Below are 23,568 nucleotides of genomic sequence, written 5' to 3'. Positions count from 1 at the left end.
GATCAGCGCAGGGCGCCCACCGAAGCCAGCCCCAGCCGGATGAGCGTGCCGCGTCCGCCCTCCATCTCGGCGGAGAGGGCTTCGGATGCCGCTTCCTCGGGCGAGAGCCAGGTGACCTCGAGCGCGTCCTGCCGGGGTTCGCACGTTCCCGTCACCGGCACCACGAACGCCAGCGAGACGGCGTGCTGCCGGTCGTCGTGGAACGCGCTCACGCCGGGGATCGGGAAGTACTCGGCGACCGTGAAGGGCGCCGGCTGCGGAGGCAGCAGGGGGAAGGCCATGGGTCCGAGATCGTTCTCGACGTGGCGGAACAGGGCGTCGCGCACCGTTTCGCCATAACGCACGCGACCGGAGACGAGCGTCCGGGTCATCTCACCGAGGGGGGTCGCCCGCAGCAGGATGCCGACCTGCGTGACCGCCCCCATGCCGTCGGTGCGCACGGGCAGGGCCTCCACGTACAGCATCGGAAGCCGCCGACGCGCCTCGGCGAGCTCGACCTCACTGAGCCACGCGGGGTTCGTGTTGGGGCCGGGGCCGCCGGTGGGCGCACCCGAGAAGGGCGTCGAGAGCGAGTCGCGCTCGTCGCCGTTGTCGCCGGGCTCGGGATCGGGTGTGCGGACGGGCATGCTCCCTGTATATCAACCGTCCGCACCGATGCCTATGTCGGGGGAGGGATGCCGTGCTTCCGCGAGCTGGGGAGAAGGGGCGGGATGCCACGGGACGACGGCCGTGTCGGGGGCGTTTGCCACAATGGCCGCATGAGCGAGCGTCCGATCCTCGACCCGTCCGTCGTCCGCTGGTCGGTGCCGCCGACCGAGATCGGCGATCGACCCGTGCTGCTCCTGCTGCACGGCTACGCGGCCGACGAGCACGATCTGTTCGGTCTCGTGCCGTACCTCCCCGGCGACTTCGCGATCGCGAGCGTCCGCGCACCCCTGACCCCGCCGTGGCCGACGCCGGGCGCCTCGTGGTACCCGATCGAGGGTCTGAACGGCCGCGATCCCGAGGCCATCACCGTCGCGGCGGAATCCCTGCTCGCGTGGATCGCCGACGTCTTCGGAGACCGGCCGGTCGGCCTCCTCGGCTTCTCGCAGGGCGGCGCCGTCGCTGTGCAGACGTTGCGGGTCGCGCCCGACGCCGTGGAGTTCGCGGTCGTCCTCGCCGGCTACGCAGCGGGCGGCGAGCTCCCCGGCGACACCGTGTTGGCCGAGCGTCGGCCACCGGTGTTCTGGGGGCGCGGGTCGCGCGACGACGTCATCCCGCCTCACCTCGTCGACATGACGGCGCAGTGGCTGCCCGCGCACAGCGAGCTGACCGGCCGGGTGTATCCGGGGCTGACCCACTCGGTGTCCGGGGAAGAGCTGGCCGATGTGCGCGCGTTCCTCGAGGGACGCCTGGCCGCGCGGTCCGGAACAGCCGAAGGTTGAGAAACCGGAGGCCGAACGACTATCGTAGGCAGCCCTGTCCCCGAGAACGAGGTCTCCTCCGGTGAAGAACGTCGACGCTTCCGCGCCCCTGTCCGCGCGCTGACCCGTCGACCCGCCGTTTTCTCGGCCGCCGTCCGCTGATGCGGACGGGTCCGGTGTCCGCGCATCCCGCGTTCCCGGAGTCTCGTCATGTCATCACCGTCCCCCTCCCTCGTCTTCGATCGCGTCCGCCTCGTGTGGCCGGACGGAACCGTCGCCCTCGATGACGTCTCCGGCGCGCTCGGCCGCGGGCGTACCGGCCTGGTCGGCCGCAACGGCGCCGGCAAGTCCACCCTCCTGCGTGTCGCCGCCGGGCGTCTCACCCCCTCGTCCGGAACAGTCTCGGCATCCGGTGACGTCGCGATGCTGCCCCAACGTCTCGCGGCCGATCCGCGTCGCCCGGTCTCCTCGCTCCTCGGCGTCGACACGGCGCTCACCGCCCTCCGCGCGATCGAGTCGGGCGATGTGGCTCCGCACCATTTCGACGCCGTCGGCGACGACTGGGACGTCGAGACACGCGCGCACTCCCTTCTCGCCGAGGCCGGCTTGGCCCCCGATGCGCTGAATCGAACCGTCGGCGAGCTCTCCGGCGGCGAGACGATGCTGACGGCGCTCGTGGGACTGCGCGCCCGCGCGGCCGACATCACACTGCTCGATGAGCCGACCAACGACCTCGACCGCGAGGCGCGCGCACGGGTGGGCGAACTCGTGCAGGGGTGGCCCGGCACGCTCGTCGTGGTGAGTCACGACGTGGGTCTCCTCGAGCGCATGGATGCCACCGCCGAGCTGTACAGCCACGCCCTCAGCGTCGTCGGTGGTCCGTACAGCGTTTGGAGAGCGCACCGCGACGCCGAGCAGGAAGCCGCCGTGCGCGCCGAGCGCGACGCCGCGCAAAGCCTGCGGCGCGAGCGCCGGCAACGTATCGAGTCCCACGACAAGCTCGCCACCCGCGCCCGCGTCGCGCACAAAGCGCAGGTCGAGAAGCGGGTTCCCAAGATCATCGCGGGCAACCGGGCGAACGCGGCGCAGGTGAGCGCGGGTCGATGGAGCACCGAGATGAAGGGGAAGGAGGATGCCGCGCGCGCGGCGCTGGACGCGGCGGCGGCGCGCGTCCGCGACGACGATGTGGTGCGCATCGATCTGCCCGATCCGGGCAACGCACCCGGTCGGCGCATCTTCGCCCTGGGCGATGACGAACGCGAATGGATCGTCACCGGCCGCGAGCGGGTCGCCCTGGTGGGGCGGAACGGTGCGGGGAAGACGACCCTGCTCGAGAGCGTCGTTCACGGTGCGCAGGTGGTGGGGGTGCTGCACGCCCGAGCGAGCGTGGAGCACGTCGGCTATCTCCCCCAGCGTCTCGACGGCCTCGACGACACGGCATCCGTCCTCGACACCGTCTGCGCGGCAGCGCCGAACGTTCCCGTCCCCGCGGTCCGCGATCGGCTCGCCCGTTTCCTCGTGCGAGGAGACGCGGTCAGCCGTCCCGTCGGCTCGCTATCCGGCGGTGAGCGCTTCCGTGTCGCGCTCGCCCGCGTGCTGCTCGCCGATCCCCCGCCCCCGCTGCTCGTGCTCGACGAGCCGACGAACAACCTCGATCTGGACACGGTCGATCAGCTGGTGTCGGCGCTCCAGGCCTATCGCGGGGCGGTGCTCGTGGTCAGTCACGACGACGCGTTCCTCGCGCGCCTCGGGCTCGACCTTCGGCTGGAGCTGGGCGACGGGCGGCTGACGGAGTGCGCCCCGTGAGGTCAGCCGGCGCCGCCTCGCGACGGGGCGCCGTTCCGCGGCGGGCGAACGTCAACCCCGGCCCGATGTCGGAGGTCCGGGAGAGGATGTCGGCATGGCCGACGTACTCGACAGATTCGGTCCTGCGACGCAGGACTGGTTCCGCGGTGCGTTCTCGGCGCCCACGACGGCCCAGAAGGGGGCGTGGGAGTCCGTGGCATCCGGTCGCAATGCGCTCGTGGTGGCGCCGACCGGCTCGGGCAAGACGCTCTCGGCCTTCCTCTTCGCAATCGACCGGGTGTTCCGCGAGAAGTCTCCCGACACCCCGGATGCCACTCCTCCGCGTCGCGGCCGGGCGACAGCGAAGGCTGCGGCGAACACCACGCGCACGCGCATCCTCTACATCTCGCCGCTCAAGGCGCTCGGCGTCGACGTCGAGCGGAACCTGCGCTCCCCGCTCGTCGGGATCGGGCAGTCCGCCCGGCGGCTCGGCATCGACGTGCCCTCGGTCACGGTGGGCGTGCGCTCGGGCGACACGACCTCGAGCGACCGCCGCAAGCTCGTCACCGACCCGCCCGACATCCTCATCACGACGCCCGAGTCGCTGTACCTGATGCTCACGAGCCAGGCAGCCGAGACCCTGCGCGGGGTGCACACCGTCATCATCGACGAGGTCCACGCGGTCGCGGCGACCAAGCGCGGTGCGCACCTCGCCGTGAGCCTCGAGCGGCTCGACGCCCTGCTCGACGCCCCCGCGCAGCGCATCGGTCTCTCCGCGACGGTGCGGCCGATCGACGAGGTCGCGCGCTTCCTCGGCGGGGCGCAGCCGGTCGACATCGTGGCCCCGAAAGCGACCAAGGCGTTCGATCTGTCGGTCGTCGTCCCGGTCGACGACATGCTCAACCCCCCGCCCCCGCCCGGGTCGCCGGCCCCCGACGACCCGGGCGGGGGCGAATGGTTCTCCGAGCGGCCCGAGAGCACCGAGATGTCGGGGTCGGTCTGGCCGCACGTCGAAGAAGCCATCGTCGATCGCATCCTGGAGCGACGCTCGACGATCGTCTTCGCCAACTCGCGTCGCCTCGCCGAGAGGCTGACCGGGCGCCTGAACGAGATCTACGCCGAGCGGCAGGGCATCGACGTGCCCGAGCCGACGGTTCCGGCATCCATGATGGCGCAGGCCGGATCTTCCGCCGGCGTCGCCGCCATCCTCGCCAAGGCGCACCACGGCTCCGTCTCGAAAGAGCAGCGCGCGCAGGTCGAAGACGAACTGAAGTCGGGCACGCTGCGCTGCGTCGTCGCGACAAGCAGTCTCGAGCTCGGCATCGACATGGGGTCGGTCGACCTCGTGATCCAGGTCGAGGCGCCGCCGAGCGCGGCATCCGGTCTTCAGCGCGTCGGCCGAGCCGGCCACCAGGTCGGCGAGGTGAGCCGCGCGGCGCTCTTCCCGAAGCACCGGAGCGACGTGCTGCACACGGCCGTCGTCACCGAGCGGATGCTGTCGGGCAAGATCGAGGCCATCACCGTGCCGCAGAACCCGCTCGACATCCTGGCGCAGCAGACGGTCGCGGCCTCGGCCCTCGGGTCGATCGACGTCGAGGAATGGTTCGAGACGGTCAAGCGCAGCGCGCCGTTCCGATCCCTCCCCCGCTCGGCATACGAGGCGACGCTCGACCTGCTCGCCGGGCGGTACCCGTCCGACGAGTTCGCGGAGCTCCGTCCGCGCCTGGTCTGGGACCGCGACGCGGGCACGCTCACCGGGCGCCCCGGGGCGCAGCGCGTCGCGGTCACCAGCGGCGGAACGATCCCTGATCGCGGCCTGTTCGGCGTCTTCATCGCCGGCGAATCACAGAATGCCCGGGTCGGCGAGCTCGACGAAGAGATGGTCTACGAGTCGCGGGTGAACGACGTGTTCACGTTGGGCACCACGAGCTGGCGCATCGTGGAGATCACCCACGACCGGGTCAACGTCCTGCCCGCGTTCGGGCAGCCGGGCAAGCTCCCGTTCTGGCACGGCGACGGCCTCGGGCGACCCGCGGAACTCGGCGAAGCGCTCGGCAAGTTCTCGCGCGACATCGCCGGAGCCGACCGCGCCAAGGCCGAAGAGCGCCTGCGCGAGTCGGGGCTCGACGACAACGCCGTCACCAACCTCCTCGCCTATCTCGCCGAACAGCGCGAGGCGACCGGCAGCCTTCCCACTGACCGCACGCTGACGGTCGAACGCAGTCGCGACGAGGTCGGGGACTGGCGCATCATCCTGCACTCGCCGTACGGCATGCAGGTGCATGCGCCATGGGCATTGGCGGTGAACGCGCGGATCCGCGAACGTCTGGGCGTCGAAGGCGCCGCCGTCGCCAGCGACGACGGCATCATCGCGCGAGTTCCGGATGCCGCGGCCGAACCGCCCGGAGCCGACCTCTTCGTCTTCGAGCCCGACGAGCTCGAGCAGATCGTCACCGACGAGGTCGGCGGGTCCGCCCTGTTCGCCTCGCGCTTCCGAGAGTGCGCCGCCCGGGCGCTCCTCCTCCCCCGGCTGAACCCCAACCGCCGGTCGCCGCTGTGGCAGCAGCGCCAGCGTTCCGCCCAGCTGCTCGAGGTGGCACGTCGGCATCCGTCGTTCCCGATCATCCTCGAGACGCTCCGCGAGGTGCTGCAGGACGTCTACGACCTGCCCGCTCTGCTGCGCGTGGCCCGGCAGATCGGCGAACGCCGCATTCGCCTGGTCGAGACCACCACCAGCCAGCCCTCACCGTACGCTCGCGATCTGCTGTTCGGCTACGTCGGCGCCTTCATGTACGAGGGCGACTCGCCGCTCGCCGAGCGCCGCGCCGCCGCCCTGTCGGTCGACCCGGCCCTGCTGAGCGAGCTGCTCGGCAAAGTCGAGATGCGCGAGCTCCTCGACCCCGACGTGATCGCGCAGTTCGAGCGCGAGGCGCAGCGTCTCGACCCCGAGCGCCGTGCGCGCGGCGTCGAGGGCGTGGCCGACCTGCTGCGCCTGCTCGGGCCGCTCGACGCGGCCGAGGTCGCGGCCCGTCTCGAAGGCGGGTCGCTCACTGACGCCGGAGAGCACCTCGCGGCGCTCGTCGACGAGCGGCGGGCGATCCCGGTGACGATCGCCGGCGTCTCCCGCGTCGCGGGGATCGAAGACGCCGGACGCCTTCGCGACGCCCTCGGCGCGGCCCTGCCGGTCGGCATCCCGAACGCGTTCCTCGAACCGCTGGCCGACCCGCTCGGCGATCTCGTCGCGCGCTACGCCCGCACGCACGGACCCTTCACCACCGACGCGGTGGCCGAGCGTTACGGGGTCGGAGTCGCGGTCGCACGCCTCACGCTGCAGCGCCTGGAGTCGCAGGGGCGTCTGTCGAGCGGGTTCTTCCTCCCCGAGGCGGCGGGCGGGCGCGCCGACGACACCGAGTGGTGCGACACCGAGGTCCTGCGCCGGCTGCGCATGCGCTCGCTCGCCGCGATCCGCGGCAGCGTCGAGCCCGTGCCGCCGGCCGCATACGCCCGGTTCCTGCCGGTGTGGCAGCACCTCACCCGGCCCCTGGAGGGCGTCGACGGCGTGCTGGCCGTGGTCGAGCAGCTCGCAGGGGTCCCGATCCCGGCGAGTGCGTGGGAGTCGCTCGTCCTCCCCTCGCGGGTCGCCGACTACACCCCCGCGCTTCTCGACGAGCTGACCGCGACGGGCGAGGTCGTCTGGTCGGGGCACGGCACACTGCCCGGGCGCGACGGATGGATCGCCCTTCACCCCGCCGAGGCTGCCCCGTTCACGCTGCAAGATCCGGACGACCCGGAAGATCCCGCGCCCGACTCGCTCGAGGCCCGCTTGCTCGCGGCGCTCTCCGGCGGCGGCGCCTACTTCGCGGCGCAGCTGAAGCAGCTCGTCGGTGCCGAGAACGAGCAGTCCGTCAACGACGCACTGTGGGCTCTCACCTGGGCGGGACGTGTCACGAACGACACGTTCGCGCCGGTCCGCTCGCTGCTCGGGGGTGGCGGCCAGGCCCACCGCGTCGCCCGGCGTGCTCCCCGCGCGCGGATGTACCGCGGCGCGACCCTGCCGCGGCCCACCTCGGCCCCGCGGCCCCCGTCGCTGGGCGGTCGCTGGTCGCTCCTGCCGGAACGCGAGCCGGATGCCGCGGCCCGCGCGACCGCGACGGCGAGCCTGCTCCTCGACCGGTACGGCGTCGTCACGCGCGGTGCCGTGCAGTCGGAGGGCGTGCCCGGCGGCTTCGCACAGGTGTATCGCATCCTCGCCGGATTCGAGGAGGCGGGGCACTGCCGCCGCGGCTACGTGATCGAGAAGCTCGGTGCCGCGCAGTTCGCGGCGTCGGCCACGGTGGACCGGCTCCGCGAGTTCGCGGCGGTCGCCGACCCGCCGCCGCTGCGCACCGTCACGCTCGCGGCGACCGATCCGGCGAACCCCTACGGCGCCGCCCTCGGCTGGCCCGCGATCGACGGGGTGAGTCACCGACCGGGCCGGAAGGCCGGTGGTCTCGTCGTGCTCGTCGACGGCGAACTCACGCTGTACCTCGAACGCGGCGGACGCAGCGCGCTCGCCTTCACCGACGACGAGGCCTCCTTGCAGGCGGCTGCGCGCGACCTGGCCGACACCTCACGGCGCCGGCGGCTCGACACCCTCACTGTGGAACAGGTCAACGGCGAGTTCGTCTACGGCACCGCGGTGGGCCGCGCGCTTCGCGAGGCCGGTTTCGTCGAGTCGCCGCGCGGGCTCACCCTGCGCCGTCTCACCGCCGGCGACAGCCTGCGCGAGGCCGCCCGTGCCTGAGGCCCCCACTCACGCCACGGCACCCGCGGCCCACCGCTCCGCGAACGCGAACGCGATCGCGATCGCGAACGAGGCCGCCCGTGCCTGAGGGCGACACCGTCCATCGGGCCGCCGCGAAGCTGTCCGCCGCCCTCGCCGGCCGGACCGTCACGAGGTTCGACATCCGCGTTCCGGGCAGCGCGACGGCAGACCTGCGCGGCGAGACGGTGCACGAGGTCGTCGCGCGGGGAAAGCACCTGCTCGAACGCATCGGCGGGTACACCCTCCACTCGCACCTGAAGATGGAGGGCCGGTGGGACGTCTACCGTTCCGGCGAGCGCTGGCGGCGGCCCGCGTTCAAGGCTCGAGCGATCGTCGGGGTCACCGGCGCCGACACCGTCGGTTTCGATCTCGCCATGGTCGAGGTGCTGCCGACGTCCGACGAGGAGCGGGTCGTCGGACACCTGGGCCCCGACCTGCTGGGCGCCGACTGGAACGAGGCCGAGGCCGTGCGCCGGGTCTCCGCCGACACCCGCGCTGCCCACGTCGCGCTGCTCGACCAGCGCAACGTCGCGGGATTCGGCAACGTCTACGCGAACGAACTGCTCTTCGTGCGCGGCATCGCCCCGACCACTCCGGCGAACGAGATCGACGTGGCGGCGACGATCGCGCTCGGCCATCGGATGATCCACGCGAACCTCCCCCGCGCCGAACGCACCTTCACCGGAGACAACCGACCGGGCCGCCGGATGTGGGTGTACGGACGCGAAGGAGCGCCCTGTCGTCGGTGCGGCACACCCATCCGCGCGACGACGCTCGGGGCCTCGGCCACGAGCGAGCGCAACGTCTACTGGTGCCCGACGTGTCAGCCGGAATGAAAGTGTTCCCGACCCCGCTGTCAACCCGCCGTCGCCGTGCGCTCAAGCGTGCGACAACGGTCTGAGACAAACCGGCGCAGCGGAAAATACCGTGGTCCGGCGGGAATCCGCCGGGGCGTCCGCGCCGAACAACCATGCACGGGAATGCGACAGAGCCCGCATCGGTTGTCACACAAGTCGGCCAACCCGAAGGCCGATCGGAGGGGATCGTGGGAAAGAACTACATCGACATCGAGAACGACCACGGCGAAACGCTGCGTTACCGCAAGCACGTCAACGGTCGTGGACTCGTCGCGCACGGCGCGAAGGTCCACCCGTCGGCACTGGTGGAGAACGGCGCGTACGTCGAACCCGGAGTGCAGATCGCGGCCGGTGTCCGTGTGGGCCGCGGGGCCTGGATCGAGACGGATGCCGTGATCGGGCCGGAGGCACGCATCGAACCGCACGCGCACATCTGCGCGGGCGCGGTGATCGGCGCCGGCGCGCACATCGGTGTTCGCACCCAGGTCGGGTCGAACGCCCGCGTGGCGGTCGGCTCGCTCATCGGCGACGACGAGATCATCAACGACGGCGAAGCCGTCGCGACCGATCAACGAGGCCTTCGCCTGGCCGCCTGAGGCACACGCTTCGAGGCATCCATCACCCGCACGTCTCTTCGGAGCGTGCGGGTTTCGTCGTGTCGGGACCGGGAAGTCCTTCGACGTCGAAGAAATCGGCGCCGGCTTTCCCTCGACATCGAAGCATTCCCGCGTCGAGAATTCCTCGACGTCGAGGAAAGCGACGAGGGATATTGCTCGACGTCGAACAATCAGGCGAGCAGCGTCAGCACGAACCCGATGAGCGGCAGCGTCCCCTGGACCGCCGCCGGGCGCAGGTACTTTCGACCCGAAGTGATGAGAACGAGAGCCGCCGCGACCATCGAACCGAGCGCGAAGAGCAGAAGCGTGCGGCCCGCGACATCCCCCACACCATTGACCGCCCAGAGCACCACGCCGATCGCCGCGCCGATCGCGAGGAACAGGTTGTAGAACCCCTGGTTGTAGGCCATCGGCTTGGTCGTGTCGGCTGCCTCCTGGGACGCGAGGCCGAAGATGCGCCACACGTTCGGGTGCGACCACCGCACGCTCTCGAGAACGAAGATGTAGACGTGCAGGAGGGCGGCGAGCCCCGCGAAGACCAGCGCCAGAATGCCGAGCATGTCCCCCACGTTAGCCTGGGGGCATGGCGAAGAGCGGAGGCGGATCGCGGAGTTCCCGCGGCGGCGTCCGGCGTCCCCGGCCCGGGGCGACCGCTCGTGGCACCGCGCCCGCCCGCGGCGCACGAAAACCCGCCCCGAAATCGGCGGCGGTGCCCGCACCCGCACCCGCTCCCGAAGAGCCCCGCACCTTCGCGCTGGGCGCGGTCCCGGGAGCGACGCCAGGGAAATGGATCGGCCTGTGGCGAGACCGGATGCCGCACGTGCCCCTGGACCTGCGGGTGATCGACGTGATCGGCCAGCGCGCCGCCCTCGACGACCTGGACGCCGCACTCGTGCGTCTCCCCCTCGACGGCGCCGACGACCTGCACGTCATTCCCCTCTACGACGAACTGCCGGTGGTCGTCATGTCGACCGAGTCGGCGCTGACCGCGGCCGAAGAGGAGATCGCGATCGATGACCTCGCCGGCGAGGTCGTGATCGTTCCGGCGGACGACGTGCTCGGCATCCAGATCCCGGATGCCACCACCCCGGCGTTCGCGCCCCCGACCGACACCGCCGAGGCGATCGCGACCGTCGCCGCCGGTGTCGGCGTCGTGATCGTGCCCATGTCCCTCGCGCGCGCGCACCAGCGCCGCGACGTGGAGTACCGGGTCCTCGCCGACGGACCGATGTCCACGGTCGCGCTCGCGTGGCGCCGTGATGCGACGACGGAGGACGTGGAGACGTTCGTCGGCATCGTGCGCGGCCGCACGGATCGATCGTCGCGCTGACGGCGCCTTCGCCCGCCGTGCGCGATCCGTTCCGCCGCCGGACGACCTGAGTTCACCCGGCCCGCTCCGAGAGGTCACGACGACCCCATAGTTTCGCTCCATCTCCCGCCGGCTCTTCCCCCGCCGGCTCACCCGAGAGATTCGAGAGGAAACTCATGTCATTCCCGAGCATTCGCGCGGGCCGGTCCCTTGCCGGCGTCGCCCTCGTCACCGTCGCCGCCCTGTCCCTGGCCGGCTGCGCCGGTGCCAGCAACGACTCTGCCGCGGAGGGCGGTACGGACGCCGCGACGGCGACCAGCCTCGCCGACTTCGGCACCCTGGCCGACCTCGAAGCCGCCGCGAAGGCGGAGGGGCAGCTCAACGTCATCGCGCTCCCCCGCACGTGGGCGAACTACGGCGAGATCCTCGACCTCTTCGCCCAGCGCTACCCCGAGATCACGATCAACGAGCAGTCGCCCGACGTCTCCAGCGCCGAGGAGATCCAGGCGGCGACCGCCAACGAGGGACTGGACACCGCTCCGGACGTGTTCGACCTCGGTCTCGCCGTCGCCCTGCAGAACACCGACAAGTTCGCCGCGTACAAGGTGGAGACCTTCGACGAGATCCCCGACGCGCTCAAGGAGCCGTCGGGCCTGTTCGTCGGCGACTACGGCGGCTACATGTCGATCGGCTACGACTCGGCACGCTTCCCCGCCCCGACCCAGCTGAGCGACCTGCTGGAGCCGACCTACAAGGGCGCCGTCGCGATCAACGGCGACCCCACGCAGGCGGGCTCCGCCTTCGCCGCTGTGGGCCTGGCCACCGTGCAGAACGACGGCACCCTCGACGACTTCACGCCCGGCATCGACTTCTTCGGTGAGCTGAACAAGGCCGGCAACTTCCTCAAGGTCGACCCGACGGATGCCACCATCGCCAGCGGCGAGACCCCCGTCGTCTTCGACTGGGACTACCTCAACGCCGCGCAGGCGAAGGCCGTCCCCACGTGGAAGACGGTCGTCCTTCCCGGCACCGGCTACGCCGGCTACTACAACCAGGCGATCAACAAGGACGCCCCGAACCCGGCTGCGGCGCGCCTGTGGCAGGAGTTCCTCTACAGCGACGAGGTGCAGAACCTGTGGCTCAAGGGCGGCGCACGTCCGGCGCGCATGGAGGCCATGACCTCCGCCGGCACGATCGACGCCGACCTCGCGGCGGCCCTGCCCGAGGTTCCGACCGACACGGTCGTCCCCACCGAGGAGCAGTCCACGGCCGCCGGTGAGACGCTCGGACAGAAGTGGGCGACGGCGGTCCAGTGACCGTCCTCGACCAGGTCGTCGCCCCCGCGGTACCGGAGCCGTCCGCTCCGGCACCGCGGGGCGCGGCGCGCCGCGGGTGGGCCTGGCTCGGGCTCGTCCCGTTCGCGGCGTACATCCTCCTCTTCCTCGCCCTGCCTACGGTGCTGGCGGTGGCCTCGGGCTTCGTCGACGGCACGGGCGCTCTCACGCTCGACAATCTCGCCGCCCTCGGCGACCCCCTCGTGCTCACGACCTTCGCGAACTCCGCGTGGCTGTCGCTGGTCACCGCCGCCGTCGGCGCGGTGGTCGGGGCGCTGGTGTGCTGGGCGATGCTGGGGCTCTCCGAGACCGGGGCGGTGCGGACCACCGTGGACGCGGCATCCGGAGTCCTCGCCCAGTTCGGCGGCGTCATGCTCGCCTTCGTCCTCATCGCCGCGATCGGCGCGCAGGGCGTGGTCACCGTGTTCGTTCGCCAAGTCACCGGGTTCTCGTTCTACGAGAACGGCGTCTGGCTCTACGACCTGCCCGGAGTGGCGCTGGCCTACCTCATCTTCCAGGTGCCGCTCATGATCATCACGTTCATGCCCGCCCTCGCCGCGCTCAAGCCGCAATGGATGGAAGCGCACCTGACCCTGGGCGGAACCCGCGCGGGATTCTGGCGCCATGTCGGGATGCCGGTGCTCGCCCCCTCGTTCCTCGCGAGCCTGCTGCTGCTCTTCGCGAACGCGTTCTCGTCGTACGCGACGGCCGCCGCCCTCGCGAGCCAGGGATCGCAGATCGTTCCCCTGCAGATCCGCACGGCCCTGACCAGCGAGACGGTGCTGGGACGCGAGAACCTCGCGGGCGCCCTCGCGCTCGGCATGATCGTGGTCGTCGCACTCGCGATGGCGCTGTACACGCTGGTGCAACGACGCGCATCGAGGTGGCAGGCATGAATCCGCTCGCTCCCCCGCGCGCGGCGCGCTGGATCATCGGACTGATCGTCGCCCTCGTCTTCGCCGTGCCGTTCGCCGCCACGGTGCTGTTCACCCTCACGCCCCTGCCGGGCGGGTCGGGCCTGTCGTTCGATCGCTGGGCGGGCATCTTCGACCCCGCCAACGCCGCGAAGTACCGCCCGATCTGGACGGGCCTGGGCAACTCGCTCATCCTCGCCGGCGTCACGGTCGCTCTCGTCATCCTGCTGTTCACGCCCACGATGGTGCTCGTGGCGCTCGCCTTCCCGCGCCTGCGGCGGGTGTTCGAGTTCGTGGCCCTGCTGCCGATCTCGCTCCCGGCCATCGTCCTGGTGGTCGGACTCACGCCGATCTACCTGCAGATCGGGCGCAGCCTCGGAACGGGGGCGTGGACGCTCGCCTTCGCCTACGGCATCCTCGTGCTGCCGTTCGCGTACCGCTCGATCCAGGCCTCGATCGACGCGATCGACGTGACGACGCTGGCCGAGGCCGGGCGCACCCTCGGTGCCGGGTGGGGCGCCGTGCTGCTGCGCGTGATCGTTCCCAACCTGCGACAGGGACTGCTCGCGGCCGCCCTCATCTCGGTCGCGGTCGTGTTGGGCGAGTTCACGATCGCCTCGCTCCTGAACCGCCAGACCCTGCAGACCGCGCTGTTGGTGGTCAACAAGCAGGACGGCTACGTCGCCGCCATCTTCACCCTGCTCGCACTGGCGTTCGCGTTCGTGCTGCTCCTCGTCATCGGCCGCGTCGGACGCATCGGCGCCGGAAGGAAGACCCCATGACCTCCGCCATCCCCCTGCGGGCGCTTCCCGAGACCGGGACGAACTCCCTGCTGGCCTCGACACGCGAGAGCGCCGGCGTGCAGCTGCGCGGCGTCGTGAAGGATTACGGCACCACCCGCGTCCTGCACGGCGTCGACCTGGACGTCGCGCCCGGAGAGTTCGTATCGCTGCTCGGGCCGTCGGGATGCGGAAAGACGACGGCGCTCCGGGTGCTGGCCGGCCTCGAACACGCGAGCGGCGGGGAGGTGCGCATCGGTGGCCGTGACGTATCCGGCGTGCCGACGAACAAGCGCGACATCGGCATGGTGTTCCAGTCGTACTCGCTGTTCCCGCACCTGCGGGTGCTCGAGAACACCGCCTTCGGGCTGCGCCGTCGCGGCGTGGGGTCGACCGAAGCACGCCGACGCGCGGGCGATGCCCTGGACCTCGTCGGGCTCGGCCACCTCGCCGACCGCTATGCGCACCAGCTCTCCGGCGGCCAGCAGCAGCGCGTGGCTCTCGCCCGGGCCATCGTGACCGAGCCCCGCGTGCTCCTCCTCGACGAGCCCCTGTCGGCCCTGGATGCCAAGGTCCGCGTGCAGTTGCGGGATGAGATCCGCCGCATCCAGCTCCGCCTGGGCATGACCACCGTCTTCGTCACGCACGACCAGGAGGAGGCGCTCGCGGTGTCCGACCGCGTCGCCGTCATGGGCGCCGGCCGGATCCTGCAGGTCGGCAGCCCCGAAGACCTGTATCTGCGCCCGGCCTCGGCCGAAGTGGCCGCGTTCGTTGGCACCTCCAGCCTCGTCCCCGGCGTGGTGTCGGGTGACACCGTGGAGGTGTGGGGACGGCACCTGCCGTTGCTGTCGCCCGCGGCCGACGGGCCGAGCGACGTGTTCGTACGCCCCGAGAACGTGCGCATCGTCGGTGCGGACGACGAGGGGGTGGACGCGGTCGTCGAGACCAGCACCTTCCTCGGCAGCGTGCGCCGCTCGATGCTGCGGGTGAGCGACGGCACCGTCGTCCACGTCCAGCACGCCGCGGAGACGCGCCTCACCCCCGGAATGCCCCTGCGCGTGCGCGTCGACGACGTGCCCGTGCTCGCGCGCGTCGCCGCGGAGTCCCCCGCTCCCTGACCGGACCGCGGGCGGCGCGCTCAGCGCTTGGTCGTCTTCCGCACCTCGTCGACGGTCGCTCCCCCGCGAAGCCCCCGGGCGCGAGCACCCCGGAGCACGGCCTCAGCGTCGACCACCGTGGCATCCGACAGCGCGTAGAGGTCGACGCGCACCGGAATCGGGAGGCGCTTGCGCTCACGGTCGCGGCGCGCGGCGGCAGCCGTCTCGGTTTCGTCGACGTCGTCGCCGGCGAGCGTGCGGACGGTGAGCCCGTAGTCCAGGTCGGCGGCGGCAGCCCGCAGGAGGGCGACGACCTCCCCCAGGTTCTCCACATCGGTGACGAGCAGGGTCGCGGTGGTCATACCCCCATTGTCGCGGGACGTCACACCGTCGCGGGCGGTTCGGGCCGCCCGAATAGAATCCTCGGATGACCGGTCGACTGCTCTACGTCTGCGCGCGCCCGCAGCGCGAGGCGGCTGTCGCCGAGTGGGCCTCGTTCCGCGACGGGCTGGGCGTCGACGACGACGACCTCGTCCACCACGATCTGGTCCGCGAACCGCTCCCCGCCGATCTGGAGCGCTACGCCGGAGTCGTCGTCGGCGGGAGTCCCTTCAACGTCACCGATCCCGACAAGACCGACGTGCAACTCCGCCTCGAGCGCGACCTCGAGACCCTGGCATCCGCGGCTCTCGACGGGCGGACACGCACGATGTTCACGTGCTTCGGGATCGGCGTGGTGACGCGCCTGCTCGGAGGCGTCGTGACCCTCGACCACCCCGAGGGCACGGGCCCGACCGAGATCACCCTCACCGCCGAGGGCGCGAGCGATGAGCTGTTCGGCATCCTGAGCACGCGTTTCGAAGCCCTCACCGCGCACAAGGAGGGGACCGCGGTCGTTCCTCCGAGCGCGACCCTGCTCGCGAGCAACGACGCCTGTCCCGTCCAGGCCTACCGCGCCGGCGTCTCGCTGTGGGCGACGCAGTTCCACCCCGAACCCACCGCCGACGCGTTCGTCGCCCGGATGGCGGTCTACCGGGCCGCGGGGTATTTCGACGCGGATGCCTTCGACGAGGTCGCCGCGATCGTGCGGACCGTGTCCGTGGAACAGCCGACCCTCCTGCTGCGGACCTTCGCCGCGCGCGCCCTCGCCGTCTGAGCCGTCGAAGCGCGGCCACCGCTGTCAAGCGCGTGCGGAAACTGGCTAGCTTTTCTAGTGTTCTAGGCATGAGCGCGAAAGATCACGTCACCACGACCGCCCGAGGCGCCGACCTCGCGCGGCAGATCGTCGTCCTGTCCGCGGTGTCGTTCATGCTGATCGCCGCGGTGATCGGCGCGGGAGCGTTCGGCAACACCGCCGTCGAAGACCAGCAGGGCGGCGCCCTCGACACCGACGGGTCCTACCTGGCTCCCGCGGGGCCGGCGTTCTCGATCTGGTCGCTCATCTACCTCGGGCTCATCGCCTACGCCGTCTGGCAGGCGCTTCCCCGCCAGCGCGGCTCGGAGCGTCAGCGCGCCATGGGCTGGCCGATCGGGGTGACCATGGTGCTCAACGGCCTGTGGTTGGTCGCCGCGCGTTTCGGCACGCTGTTCCTCACCGTCGTCGTGATCGTGCTGCTGCTCGCGGCGCTGGGGTGGGCCTTCCGGACGGCCGTCGCGACCCGCGACCCTCGCGGCGGCGCGGTCGACTCCGTGCTCATCGACGGGGTCACCGGTCTCCACCTCGGCTGGGTGACGCTCGCGACCGTCGCCAACACGGCCGCGTGGCTGACGACGGTGGTGCCGCCGTCGTGGGAGAACGCGGCCTCCGCGATCGGTGTCGCCGTCCTCGTGGTCGTGGCCCTCATCGGTCTCGCCCTCGCGTGGCGCAGCGATTGGCGCGTGGCTCCCGCCCTCGCGCTCGCGTGGGGGCTCAGCTGGCTGGCCGTGGAGCGCCTCACGGGTTCACCGACGAGCACGCCCATCGCGATTGCGGCGATCGTCGTCGCGCTCGTCGTGCTGCTTCCGCCCGCCGCCGTTTCGGGCCTGCGCCTGATCCGCCCTTCGATCGACTGACCCGCCTGAGAGGTCCCACACAGACCTCGTCCCAGTTATGGCTGCTTCTGAGGCGCTGAACCCACAAGAAGTGGGACACGCACCGCCATAAGTGGGACGAGGGACGTCAGAGCGCGGGGGCCGCGATCGCGCTGCCTCCGGCCGGAACGGTCAGCGACCCGGCATCCAGGACGACTCCGTCCACGGTGGCGAGCAGAACACCGGCTCCGGATGCCACGGGCACCGCGACCTCGGCATCCGAGAGGTTCACGACGACGACGAGGTCGCCGCGGCGCAGCTCGTGGACGCGGCCCCCGTGGGCCTCGGTCGTGCGCGCGGACAGCCCCTGGCGAGACGGGTCCGTGAGCTCCGGGCGCGCGCGACGGAGCTTCGCCAGCTCTCGGTACAGCCCGAGCAGCTCGGCGTGGCCGTCGCCCTCCGGTTCCGTCCAGTCGAGCTTCGACCGGTGGAAGGTCTCGGGGTTCTGAGGGTCGGGGACGACCGACTCGTCCCAGCCCATCTTCTCGAACTCGGCGACACGGCCCTTCGCCGTCGCCTCGCCGAGCTCGGGCTCGGGGTGCGAGGTGAAGAACTGCCAGGGCGTGGTCGCTCCCCACTCCTCCCCCATGAACAGCATCGGGGTGCCCGGCGCGGTGAGCGTCAGCACGGCGGCCGCGGCGAGGCGGTCGAACGCCAGCGTCTGCGAGAGCCGGTCGCCCGCGGCACGGTTGCCGATCTGGTCGTGGTCCTGCGCGAACGTCACGAGGCGCCAGTTCGGCACCTCGGCGGGGATCGGATGGCCATGCTTCTCCCCCCGGAAGGACGAGTACGTGCCGTCGTGGAAGAAGCCGCCCTTCGACACCTTCTCGAACGCCTCGAGCGCCGCGAAGTCCTCGTAGTAGCCGATTGTCTCGCCCGTGAGCGCGACGTGCGCCGTGTGGTGCCAGTCGTCCGACCACTGCGCCGTGAGCCCGTACCCGCCGGCCTCGCGCGGCAGGATCAGCTTCGGGTCGTTCATGTCGGACTCGGCGATCGTGGTCAGCGGGATGCCGCGGTGCGCCGACAGGGCGTCGGTGCGCTCGGCGATCTCGCGCAGCACGTGCACCGGGCGATGGTCGAGCAGCGCGTGCACGGCATCCAATCGAAGACCGTCGACGTGGTAGTCGCGCATCCACATCAGGGCGTTCTCCACGATGTAGGCGCGCACGGCGTCCTCGTCGAGGTTGATCGAGTCGCCCCATGTGTTGCGGCTGCCCTCGCGAAGGTACGGGCCGAACTCGGGCAGGTAGTTCCCCGAGGGTCCGAGGTGGTTGTAGACCACGTCCTGGACGACGGCGAGTCCCGCGGCGTGCGCGGCGTCGACGAACCGCTGGTAGGCGGCGGGGCCGCCGTACGCCTCGTGCACCGTGTACCAGAGCACGCCGTCGTAACCCCAGTTCCAGACGCCGTTGAACCCGTTGACCGGGAGCAGTTCCACGTGGGTGACGCCGAGGTCGACGAGGTGGTCGAGGCGTCCGATCGCGGCATCCAGGGTCCCCTCGGGCGTGAACGTGCCGAGGTGGAGCTCGTAGATGAGACCGCCGGCGAGCTGTCGCCCGGTCCAGGCGGCATCCGTCCAGGTGAAGGTGGACGGATCGAACCACTCGGAGGCCTCGTGGACACCGGCCGGCTGGCGCCGGGACCGCGGGTCGGGGCGCAGGTCGTCGCCGTCGCCGAGGACGAAGCCGTACCGCTCGCCGTCGGCCAGGCGCACGTCGGCGCTCCACCATCCACCCGCTCCGGCGGAGGCCTCGACGTCTTCGACGACGTCCTCGCCGCTCTCGTCGAGGCGACGCAGCCGCACCCGGTCAGCCTTGGGTGCCCACAGTTCGATGCCCATGGCATCCCTCCTCCTCTGCCTCACGCGTGAGGGGTCGATATCTGTCGCTTGCGAGGCCGTGAGGCGACAATTATTGACCCCTCACGCGCCGGGAAATCTAGGAGCAGGCCGGTTCGTCCACCAGGAGCGCCACCGGAAGGTCCTGAAGCAGGTCCGACAGGGGCACGGGACCTCCGGGGTACCGGCGACCCGTCAGCACGTCGACCGCGGGGACGTCGGGGCGCAGCAGCACCGTGTCGCGCCAGCCGCCTGCCGCGCGCAGGCCATGCGGCAGTCGCGTCGCGACCGCGGAGACGCCGCCGCGATCGAAGGCGATGACGTGACCGGATGCCGCACCCGCCGCCTCGAGCGGACGGTACAGCGAGTACCGCTCGGGGCAGTCCCGCCGCACGCGCAGTGCGCGCGAGGTCACGAGGAGCTTCGCGCGGCCGCTCTCGTCGACGGTCGGGGTCTCGGCGCCGTCGGCGTCGATCTCGGACAGCAACCGCGCCCGCTCGGCGAAGTCGACCGGGCGGCGGTTGTCGGGGTCGACGAGCGACTGCTCCCACAGCTCCGAGCCCTGGTACACGTCGGGCACGCCGGGTCCGGTGATCTGCAGCAGCTTGGCGGAGAGGCCGTTCGACCAGCCGTCGGCGGCGATCTCGTCGACGAACGCGCGCACGCGCTCCGCCGCGGGGCCGGTGGCCGCGTCGACGACGGCGTGCATCCGCTCCTCGAACGCCTCGTCCTGCTCCCACCAGCCGGTGACCTCGGACGCCTCGCGCGCCGCCTTCTCGGCGTACGCGTGGAGCCGCGCGCGGAACTCCGCGAGTCCGGAACGAGTGGATGCCGATCCCGGCCACGCCCCGACGATCGCCTGCCACAGCAGCGCGTCGAACGGACCGTGCCCGGTCGAGGCGATGCCGCGGAACTCCGTCAGCACCTCGGCCCAGCGCTCGGGGATCTCGGCGAGCACGGCGATGCGGGCGCGGGTGTCCTCGCCGCGCTTGGTGTCGTGCGTCGACAGTGTGGTCATCGCGGTGGGCCAGGACGCCTGCCGCCCCGCCTGTGCGGTGTGGAAGCCGTCGACGTCGAGCGCGAACTGGCCCGGGTCGCCGCCCACCTCGGTGAGCGAGCCCAGGCGCGTGAAGCGGTAGAACGCGGTGTCCTCGACGCCCTTGGCCATCACGGGGCCGGTCGTCTGCTGGAAGCGCCACGCGATCTCGAGCGAGGTGTCCGTCAGTGCGGGGACGAGCGCCTCGAGCACATCGCCCAGCTCGGGACGACGGACCTCCGCCTCACCGACGGCAGCATCGAGGTGCGCGCGGCCGGCGGGCAGGTAGGAGCGGTACACGGGGAAGCACGCGAGCACCTCGGCGAGCGCGTCCTGCAGCGTCTCGGCCTCGAACTCCGCGCGGATCGACGCGGCGAGCCCGCGCACGATGCGCCGGATCTCGGAGACCTGGATCGTGTCGGCGATGCGCCGCTTGGTGTCGTGGATGAGGTCGTGCCAGCCCGTGAGGGGCGCGAGGCCCGTGTCGGTGCGCAACCGCGCGTCGACGGCATCCAGGGCCGCCTCCCCCGCGGGGTCGGTGAGCACGCGGTCGATTTCGGCGAGGGCGTCGTAGCCGGTGGTCCCGGCGGTCTTCCACCACGAGGGCAGGGCCTCGCCGTGCTCGAGGATCTTCTCCACGAGCACGTACCCGGCGTCATCCCCACCCGCCTCCCGAAGTGCTCCCGCGAGCCTGTCGAGGTACCCGCCGGGGTCGACGAGCCCGTCCGGGTGATCGACGCGCAGGCCGTCGGCGAGACCCTCGCGCACCCAGCGCAGGATCTCGGCGTGCGTGGCGTCGAACACCTCGGGTCGCTCGACCCGCACGCCCGCGAGGGTCGTGACGGCGAAGAAGCGGCGGTAGTTCAGGTCGGCGGCCTCGTCCTGCCAGAAGCGCAACTCGAAGTTCTGCGCCGCGAGCAGAGCCTGGACCGCCTCGCGCGACCCCGCGGCCGCGGCATCCGTCCCCGTTCCCGGTGCGACCGGGAACACGTGGTCGTAGTAACGGATGAGTCCGTCGGGGGCGTCGGAGGCGGGCGTCGGATCGTACGAGATCTCGCCGATCACCTCGGCGAGGTCGGCACCGAGCACCGGCACGCGCACCTTGCCGTCGCCGAACTGCCAGTCGATGTCGAACGCGTCGGCGTGCACCGACGCACGACCCTGCCGGAGCACGTCCCACCACCAGGCGTTCGTCCGGGGCTCTGCAACGCCCATGTGGTTCGGGACGATGTCGATCAGGATGCCGAGCCCGTCGGCCCGGGCAGCCTCCGCGAATCGCGCCAGGCCGGCAGCCCCACCGCGCGCCGGGTCGACGCGCGTGACGTCCACGACGTCGTATCCGTGGTCGGACCCGGGCGTGGCCTCCAGCAGCGGCGACAGGTACGCCCACGACACCCCGAGGTCACGGAGATAGCCCGTGACCTCGGCAGCGGTGTCGAGGGGGAAGGATTCGCGGATCTGCAGGCGGTAGGTCGAAAGCGGATGCCGCATTCTGGATCAGAGCTCCGGTTTGGGTGCCTGCCCGGGCAGGTCGTCGGTGGCGGTGATGGCGATCTGCGCGGTGAGCGACGCGGCGACGGTGTGGTCGATCTCGGGCTCGGGCAGGTGGTGCTCGCGCAGCACGATGAGCGACTTGGGCTCGAGCTTGAGAGCCTCACCGGGGGCGATCGGCTCGGTGTTCGCGCGCTCGCCCGCGGTGTCGACGTACACGTCCCACTCGGGCGAGTACTGGATGTCGGGCACGTGGAAGTCCACGGGCTCGTCGCCGGCGTTGAACAGCACGAGGAAGTGGTCGTCGCTGATCGTCTCGCCGCGGCGGTCGCGCTCGCGGATGCCCTGCCCGTTGAGGAACACGCCGACCGCGCGGCCGAAGCCGGAGTCCCAGTCCTCGGGCTGCATCAGGGTGCCGTCGGGGCGCAGCCACACCACGTCGGGGATGTTGTCACCCTCCTCCATCTTCACGGGGCGGCCGTCGAAGAACCGGCTGCGGCGGAAGGTGGGGTGCTCCTTGCGGAGGCGCGCAAGGGCCGCGGTGAACTCCACGAGCGGGTGGTCGATGCTCGACCAGTCCACCCAGGTGATCTCGTTGTCCTGCGCGTAGCCGTTGTTGTTGCCGCCCTGCGTGCGGCCCAGCTCGTCGCCGTGCAGCAGCATCGGCACGCCCTGGCTGAGCAGCAGCGTCGCGATGAAGTTGCGCTGCTGCTGCGCCCGACGCGTCAGCACTTCGGGATCGTCGGTCGGACCTTCCACGCCCATGTTGCTGGAGCGGTTGTGCGATTCGCCGTCGTTGTTGTCCTCGCCGTTGGCGTCGTTGTGCTTCTCGTTGTACGACACGAGGTCGCGCAGCGTGAAACCGTCGTGCGCGGTGACGAAGTTGATGGATGCCACGGGCCGACGACCCGAGTGCTCGTACAGATCGGCCGAGCCGGTCAGTCGCGACGCGAACTCACCGAGGGCCTGAGGCTCTCCGCGCCAGAAGTCGCGAACGGTGTCGCGGTACTTGCCGTTCCACTCCGTCCACTGGGGCGGGAAGTTGCCGACCTGATACCCGCCGGGGCCGACGTCCCACGGCTCGGCGATGAGCTTCACCTGCGAGACCACCGGGTCCTGCTGCACGAGCTCGAAGAAGGTGGAGAGGCGGTCGACGTCGTAGAACTCGCGGGCGAGCGTGGATGCCAGGTCGAACCGGAAGCCGTCCACGTGCATGTCGAGCACCCAGTAGCGCAGCGAGTCCATGATGAGCTGCAGCGCGTGCGGGTTGCCGACGTTGAGGCTGTTGCCGGTGCCGGTGTAGTCGGTGTAGTACCGCTTGTCGTCGTCCTCGAGGCGGTAGTACGCCTCGTTGTCGATGCCGCGCATCGACAGGGTGGGGCCCAGGTGGTTGCCCTCGGCGGTGTGGTTGTAGACCACGTCGAGGATGACCTCGATGCCCGCCGCGTGCAGCGCCTTCACCATGGCCTTGAACTCCTGCACCTGCTGGCCGTGGTCACCGGTCGAGGAGTAGGTGTTCTGCGGGGCGAGGAACGCGATGGTGTTGTAGCCCCAGTAGTTCGACAGGCCCTTGTCCTCGAGCGTGGAGTCGTTGACGAACTGGTGCACGGGCATGAGCTCGATCGCCGTCACGCCGAGCTTGCGGAGGTGGTCGATGATCGCGGGGTGCGCGATGCCGGCGTACGTGCCCCGCAGCTCCTCGGGAACGTCGGGGTGCAGCTGGGTGAGGCCCTTGACGTGGGCTTCGTAGATGAAGCTCTCGGCGTAGGGGGTCTTGGGGTGGCGGTCACCGGTCCAGTCGAAGAACGGGTTGATGACCACGCCCTTCATCATGTGCGCGGCGGAGTCCTCGTCGTTGAACGAGTCCGGGTCGCCGAACTCGTAGCTGAAGACGGGCTGGCCCCAGTCGATCTGCCCCTCGACGGCCTTGGCGTACGGGTCGAGCAGGAGCTTGCTCGAATTGAAGCGCTGGCCGTTCGCGGGGTCGTAGGAGCCGTGGACGCGGTAGCCGTACCGCTGCCCCGGCTGGATGTTCGGCAGGTACGCGTGCCAGACGAACGCGTCGACGTCGACGAGGTCGACGCACGTCTCCGTCCCGTCCGCGTCGAAGAGGCAGAGCTCGACGCGCTCGGCCCCCTCGCTGAACAGGGCGAAATTCGTCCCATTGCCGTCATACGTGGCCCCGAGGGGATAACTGGATCCTGGCCATACCTGCTGCACGTCGCTCACGAT

Annotated in this window: 18 protein-coding genes; 12 read left to right on the top strand and 6 right to left on the bottom strand. The window is 71.1% G+C overall.

Annotated features, from left to right (window positions below; genetic code table 11):
- Positions 1 to 2: 2 nt before the first annotated feature.
- Entirely contained in the window at positions 3 to 626 is a 624-nt protein-coding gene (locus AC3WLZ_RS02035; RefSeq protein ID WP_412923432.1) for an NUDIX hydrolase family protein, read from the bottom strand.
- 132 nt (positions 627 to 758) lie between these two features.
- Here AC3WLZ_RS02035 and AC3WLZ_RS02030 point away from each other — a divergent pair, with 132 nt between their 5' ends.
- The 5 genes from AC3WLZ_RS02030 to AC3WLZ_RS02010 all read left to right on the top strand — a co-directional run bounded on the left by AC3WLZ_RS02030 (position 759) and on the right by AC3WLZ_RS02010 (position 9,448).
- Entirely contained in the window at positions 759 to 1,427 is a 669-nt protein-coding gene (locus tag AC3WLZ_RS02030; RefSeq protein ID WP_492468858.1) for an alpha/beta hydrolase, read from the top strand.
- Positions 1,428 to 1,616: 189 nt separating this feature from the next.
- A complete protein-coding gene (locus AC3WLZ_RS02025) occupies positions 1,617 to 3,212 on the top strand; it encodes an ATP-binding cassette domain-containing protein (protein ID WP_492468857.1) in 1,596 nt (531 codons plus the stop codon).
- Positions 3,213 to 3,306: 94 nt separating this feature from the next.
- Positions 3,307 to 7,974: an ATP-dependent helicase gene (locus tag AC3WLZ_RS02020; protein ID WP_492468856.1), complete on the top strand. Its 4,668-nt coding sequence runs from the start codon at positions 3,307 to 3,309 to the stop codon at positions 7,972 to 7,974.
- A gap of 80 nt (positions 7,975 to 8,054) precedes the next feature.
- Entirely contained in the window at positions 8,055 to 8,831 is a 777-nt protein-coding gene (locus AC3WLZ_RS02015; protein ID WP_492468855.1) for a DNA-formamidopyrimidine glycosylase family protein, read from the top strand.
- A gap of 209 nt (positions 8,832 to 9,040) precedes the next feature.
- The gene (locus AC3WLZ_RS02010; RefSeq protein ID WP_412923427.1) at positions 9,041 to 9,448 is read left to right on the top strand and encodes a transferase; all 408 of its coding nucleotides are present in this window, start codon (positions 9,041 to 9,043) and stop codon (positions 9,446 to 9,448) included.
- A gap of 191 nt (positions 9,449 to 9,639) precedes the next feature.
- Here AC3WLZ_RS02010 and AC3WLZ_RS02005 read toward each other — a convergent pair whose 3' ends face one another.
- The gene (locus AC3WLZ_RS02005; protein ID WP_412923426.1) at positions 9,640 to 10,029 is read right to left on the bottom strand and encodes a DUF1304 domain-containing protein; all 390 of its coding nucleotides are present in this window, start codon (positions 10,027 to 10,029) and stop codon (positions 9,640 to 9,642) included.
- Between the two features lie 149 nt (positions 10,030 to 10,178).
- Between AC3WLZ_RS02005 and AC3WLZ_RS02000 the strand changes: the two genes are divergently transcribed.
- The 5 genes from AC3WLZ_RS02000 (at position 10,179) to AC3WLZ_RS01980 (ending at position 14,923) form a co-directional block, all read left to right on the top strand.
- Positions 10,179 to 10,799: a LysR substrate-binding domain-containing protein gene (locus AC3WLZ_RS02000; protein ID WP_492468854.1), complete on the top strand. Its 621-nt coding sequence runs from the start codon at positions 10,179 to 10,181 to the stop codon at positions 10,797 to 10,799.
- 155 nt (positions 10,800 to 10,954) lie between these two features.
- On the top strand, positions 10,955 to 12,094 hold the full coding sequence (locus tag AC3WLZ_RS01995; protein ID WP_412923424.1) for an ABC transporter substrate-binding protein: 1,140 nt from the start codon (positions 10,955 to 10,957) through the stop codon (positions 12,092 to 12,094).
- Positions 12,091 to 13,008 carry an ABC transporter permease gene (locus tag AC3WLZ_RS01990; protein WP_412923423.1) on the top strand — a complete coding sequence of 306 codons (918 nt, stop codon included), beginning with the start codon at positions 12,091 to 12,093 and terminating at the stop codon, positions 13,006 to 13,008. Before AC3WLZ_RS01995 ends, AC3WLZ_RS01990 begins: the two co-directional genes overlap by 4 nt.
- Positions 13,005 to 13,808, top strand: coding sequence for an ABC transporter permease (locus tag AC3WLZ_RS01985; protein ID WP_412923422.1), 804 nt, complete (start codon positions 13,005 to 13,007; stop codon positions 13,806 to 13,808). The genes AC3WLZ_RS01990 and AC3WLZ_RS01985 overlap by 4 nt, the downstream gene beginning before the upstream one ends.
- Entirely contained in the window at positions 13,805 to 14,923 is a 1,119-nt protein-coding gene (locus AC3WLZ_RS01980) for an ABC transporter ATP-binding protein (RefSeq protein WP_412923421.1), read from the top strand. The genes AC3WLZ_RS01985 and AC3WLZ_RS01980 overlap by 4 nt, the downstream gene beginning before the upstream one ends.
- A 20-nt stretch (positions 14,924 to 14,943) precedes the next feature.
- Here the strand turns inward: AC3WLZ_RS01980 and AC3WLZ_RS01975 are convergent, their stop codons facing one another.
- Complete coding sequence (locus AC3WLZ_RS01975) at positions 14,944 to 15,264, bottom strand: hypothetical protein (RefSeq protein WP_492468853.1); 321 nt, start codon at positions 15,262 to 15,264, stop codon at positions 14,944 to 14,946.
- Positions 15,265 to 15,329: 65 nt separating this feature from the next.
- On the opposite strand from AC3WLZ_RS01975, the gene AC3WLZ_RS01970 reads away from it, so the two are divergent.
- Positions 15,330 to 16,058, top strand: coding sequence for a type 1 glutamine amidotransferase family protein (locus AC3WLZ_RS01970; RefSeq protein WP_412923419.1), 729 nt, complete (start codon positions 15,330 to 15,332; stop codon positions 16,056 to 16,058).
- A 68-nt stretch (positions 16,059 to 16,126) separates the two neighbouring features.
- A complete protein-coding gene (locus AC3WLZ_RS01965; protein WP_492468851.1) occupies positions 16,127 to 16,954 on the top strand; it encodes a TspO-related membrane protein in 828 nt (275 codons plus the stop codon).
- A gap of 106 nt (positions 16,955 to 17,060) precedes the next feature.
- Here AC3WLZ_RS01965 and treZ read toward each other — a convergent pair whose 3' ends face one another.
- From treZ to glgX, 3 genes are all read right to left on the bottom strand, one after another.
- Positions 17,061 to 18,812, bottom strand: coding sequence for a malto-oligosyltrehalose trehalohydrolase (gene treZ, locus AC3WLZ_RS01960; protein ID WP_492468849.1), 1,752 nt, complete (start codon positions 18,810 to 18,812; stop codon positions 17,061 to 17,063).
- A gap of 97 nt (positions 18,813 to 18,909) precedes the next feature.
- The gene (treY, locus tag AC3WLZ_RS01955; RefSeq protein ID WP_492468848.1) at positions 18,910 to 21,336 is read right to left on the bottom strand and encodes a malto-oligosyltrehalose synthase; all 2,427 of its coding nucleotides are present in this window, start codon (positions 21,334 to 21,336) and stop codon (positions 18,910 to 18,912) included.
- A gap of 6 nt (positions 21,337 to 21,342) precedes the next feature.
- Positions 21,343 to 23,565: a glycogen debranching protein GlgX gene (gene glgX, locus AC3WLZ_RS01950; protein WP_412923415.1), complete on the bottom strand. Its 2,223-nt coding sequence runs from the start codon at positions 23,563 to 23,565 to the stop codon at positions 21,343 to 21,345.
- Between the last annotated feature and the right edge of the window lie 3 nt (positions 23,566 to 23,568).

Source organism: Microbacterium sp. FW305-3-2-15-F-LB2 (assembly GCF_058787255.1).
This window is presented reverse-complemented; position numbering and strand designations above follow the sequence as displayed.

Excerpts from the sequence above, each read along its gene's own strand:
- AC3WLZ_RS02035 (WP_412923432.1), bottom strand. The coding sequence starts at position 626 with ATGCCCGTCCGCACACCCGATCCCGAGCCCGGCGACAACGGCGACGAG.
- AC3WLZ_RS02030 (WP_492468858.1), top strand. The coding sequence starts at position 759 with ATGAGCGAGCGTCCGATCCTCGACCCGTCCGTCGTCCGCTGGTCGGTG.
- AC3WLZ_RS02025 (WP_492468857.1), top strand. The coding sequence starts at position 1,617 with ATGTCATCACCGTCCCCCTCCCTCGTCTTCGATCGCGTCCGCCTCGTG.
- AC3WLZ_RS02020 (WP_492468856.1), top strand. The coding sequence starts at position 3,307 with ATGGCCGACGTACTCGACAGATTCGGTCCTGCGACGCAGGACTGGTTC.
- AC3WLZ_RS02005 (WP_412923426.1), bottom strand. The coding sequence starts at position 10,029 with ATGCTCGGCATTCTGGCGCTGGTCTTCGCGGGGCTCGCCGCCCTCCTG.
- AC3WLZ_RS01995 (WP_412923424.1), top strand. The coding sequence starts at position 10,955 with ATGTCATTCCCGAGCATTCGCGCGGGCCGGTCCCTTGCCGGCGTCGCC.
- AC3WLZ_RS01985 (WP_412923422.1), top strand. The coding sequence starts at position 13,005 with ATGAATCCGCTCGCTCCCCCGCGCGCGGCGCGCTGGATCATCGGACTG.
- AC3WLZ_RS01980 (WP_412923421.1), top strand. The coding sequence starts at position 13,805 with ATGACCTCCGCCATCCCCCTGCGGGCGCTTCCCGAGACCGGGACGAAC.
- AC3WLZ_RS01975 (WP_492468853.1), bottom strand. The coding sequence starts at position 15,264 with ATGACCACCGCGACCCTGCTCGTCACCGATGTGGAGAACCTGGGGGAG.
- AC3WLZ_RS01970 (WP_412923419.1), top strand. The coding sequence starts at position 15,330 with ATGACCGGTCGACTGCTCTACGTCTGCGCGCGCCCGCAGCGCGAGGCG.
- AC3WLZ_RS01965 (WP_492468851.1), top strand. The coding sequence starts at position 16,127 with ATGAGCGCGAAAGATCACGTCACCACGACCGCCCGAGGCGCCGACCTC.
- treZ (WP_492468849.1), bottom strand. The coding sequence starts at position 18,812 with ATGGGCATCGAACTGTGGGCACCCAAGGCTGACCGGGTGCGGCTGCGT.
- treY (WP_492468848.1), bottom strand. The coding sequence starts at position 21,336 with ATGCGGCATCCGCTTTCGACCTACCGCCTGCAGATCCGCGAATCCTTC.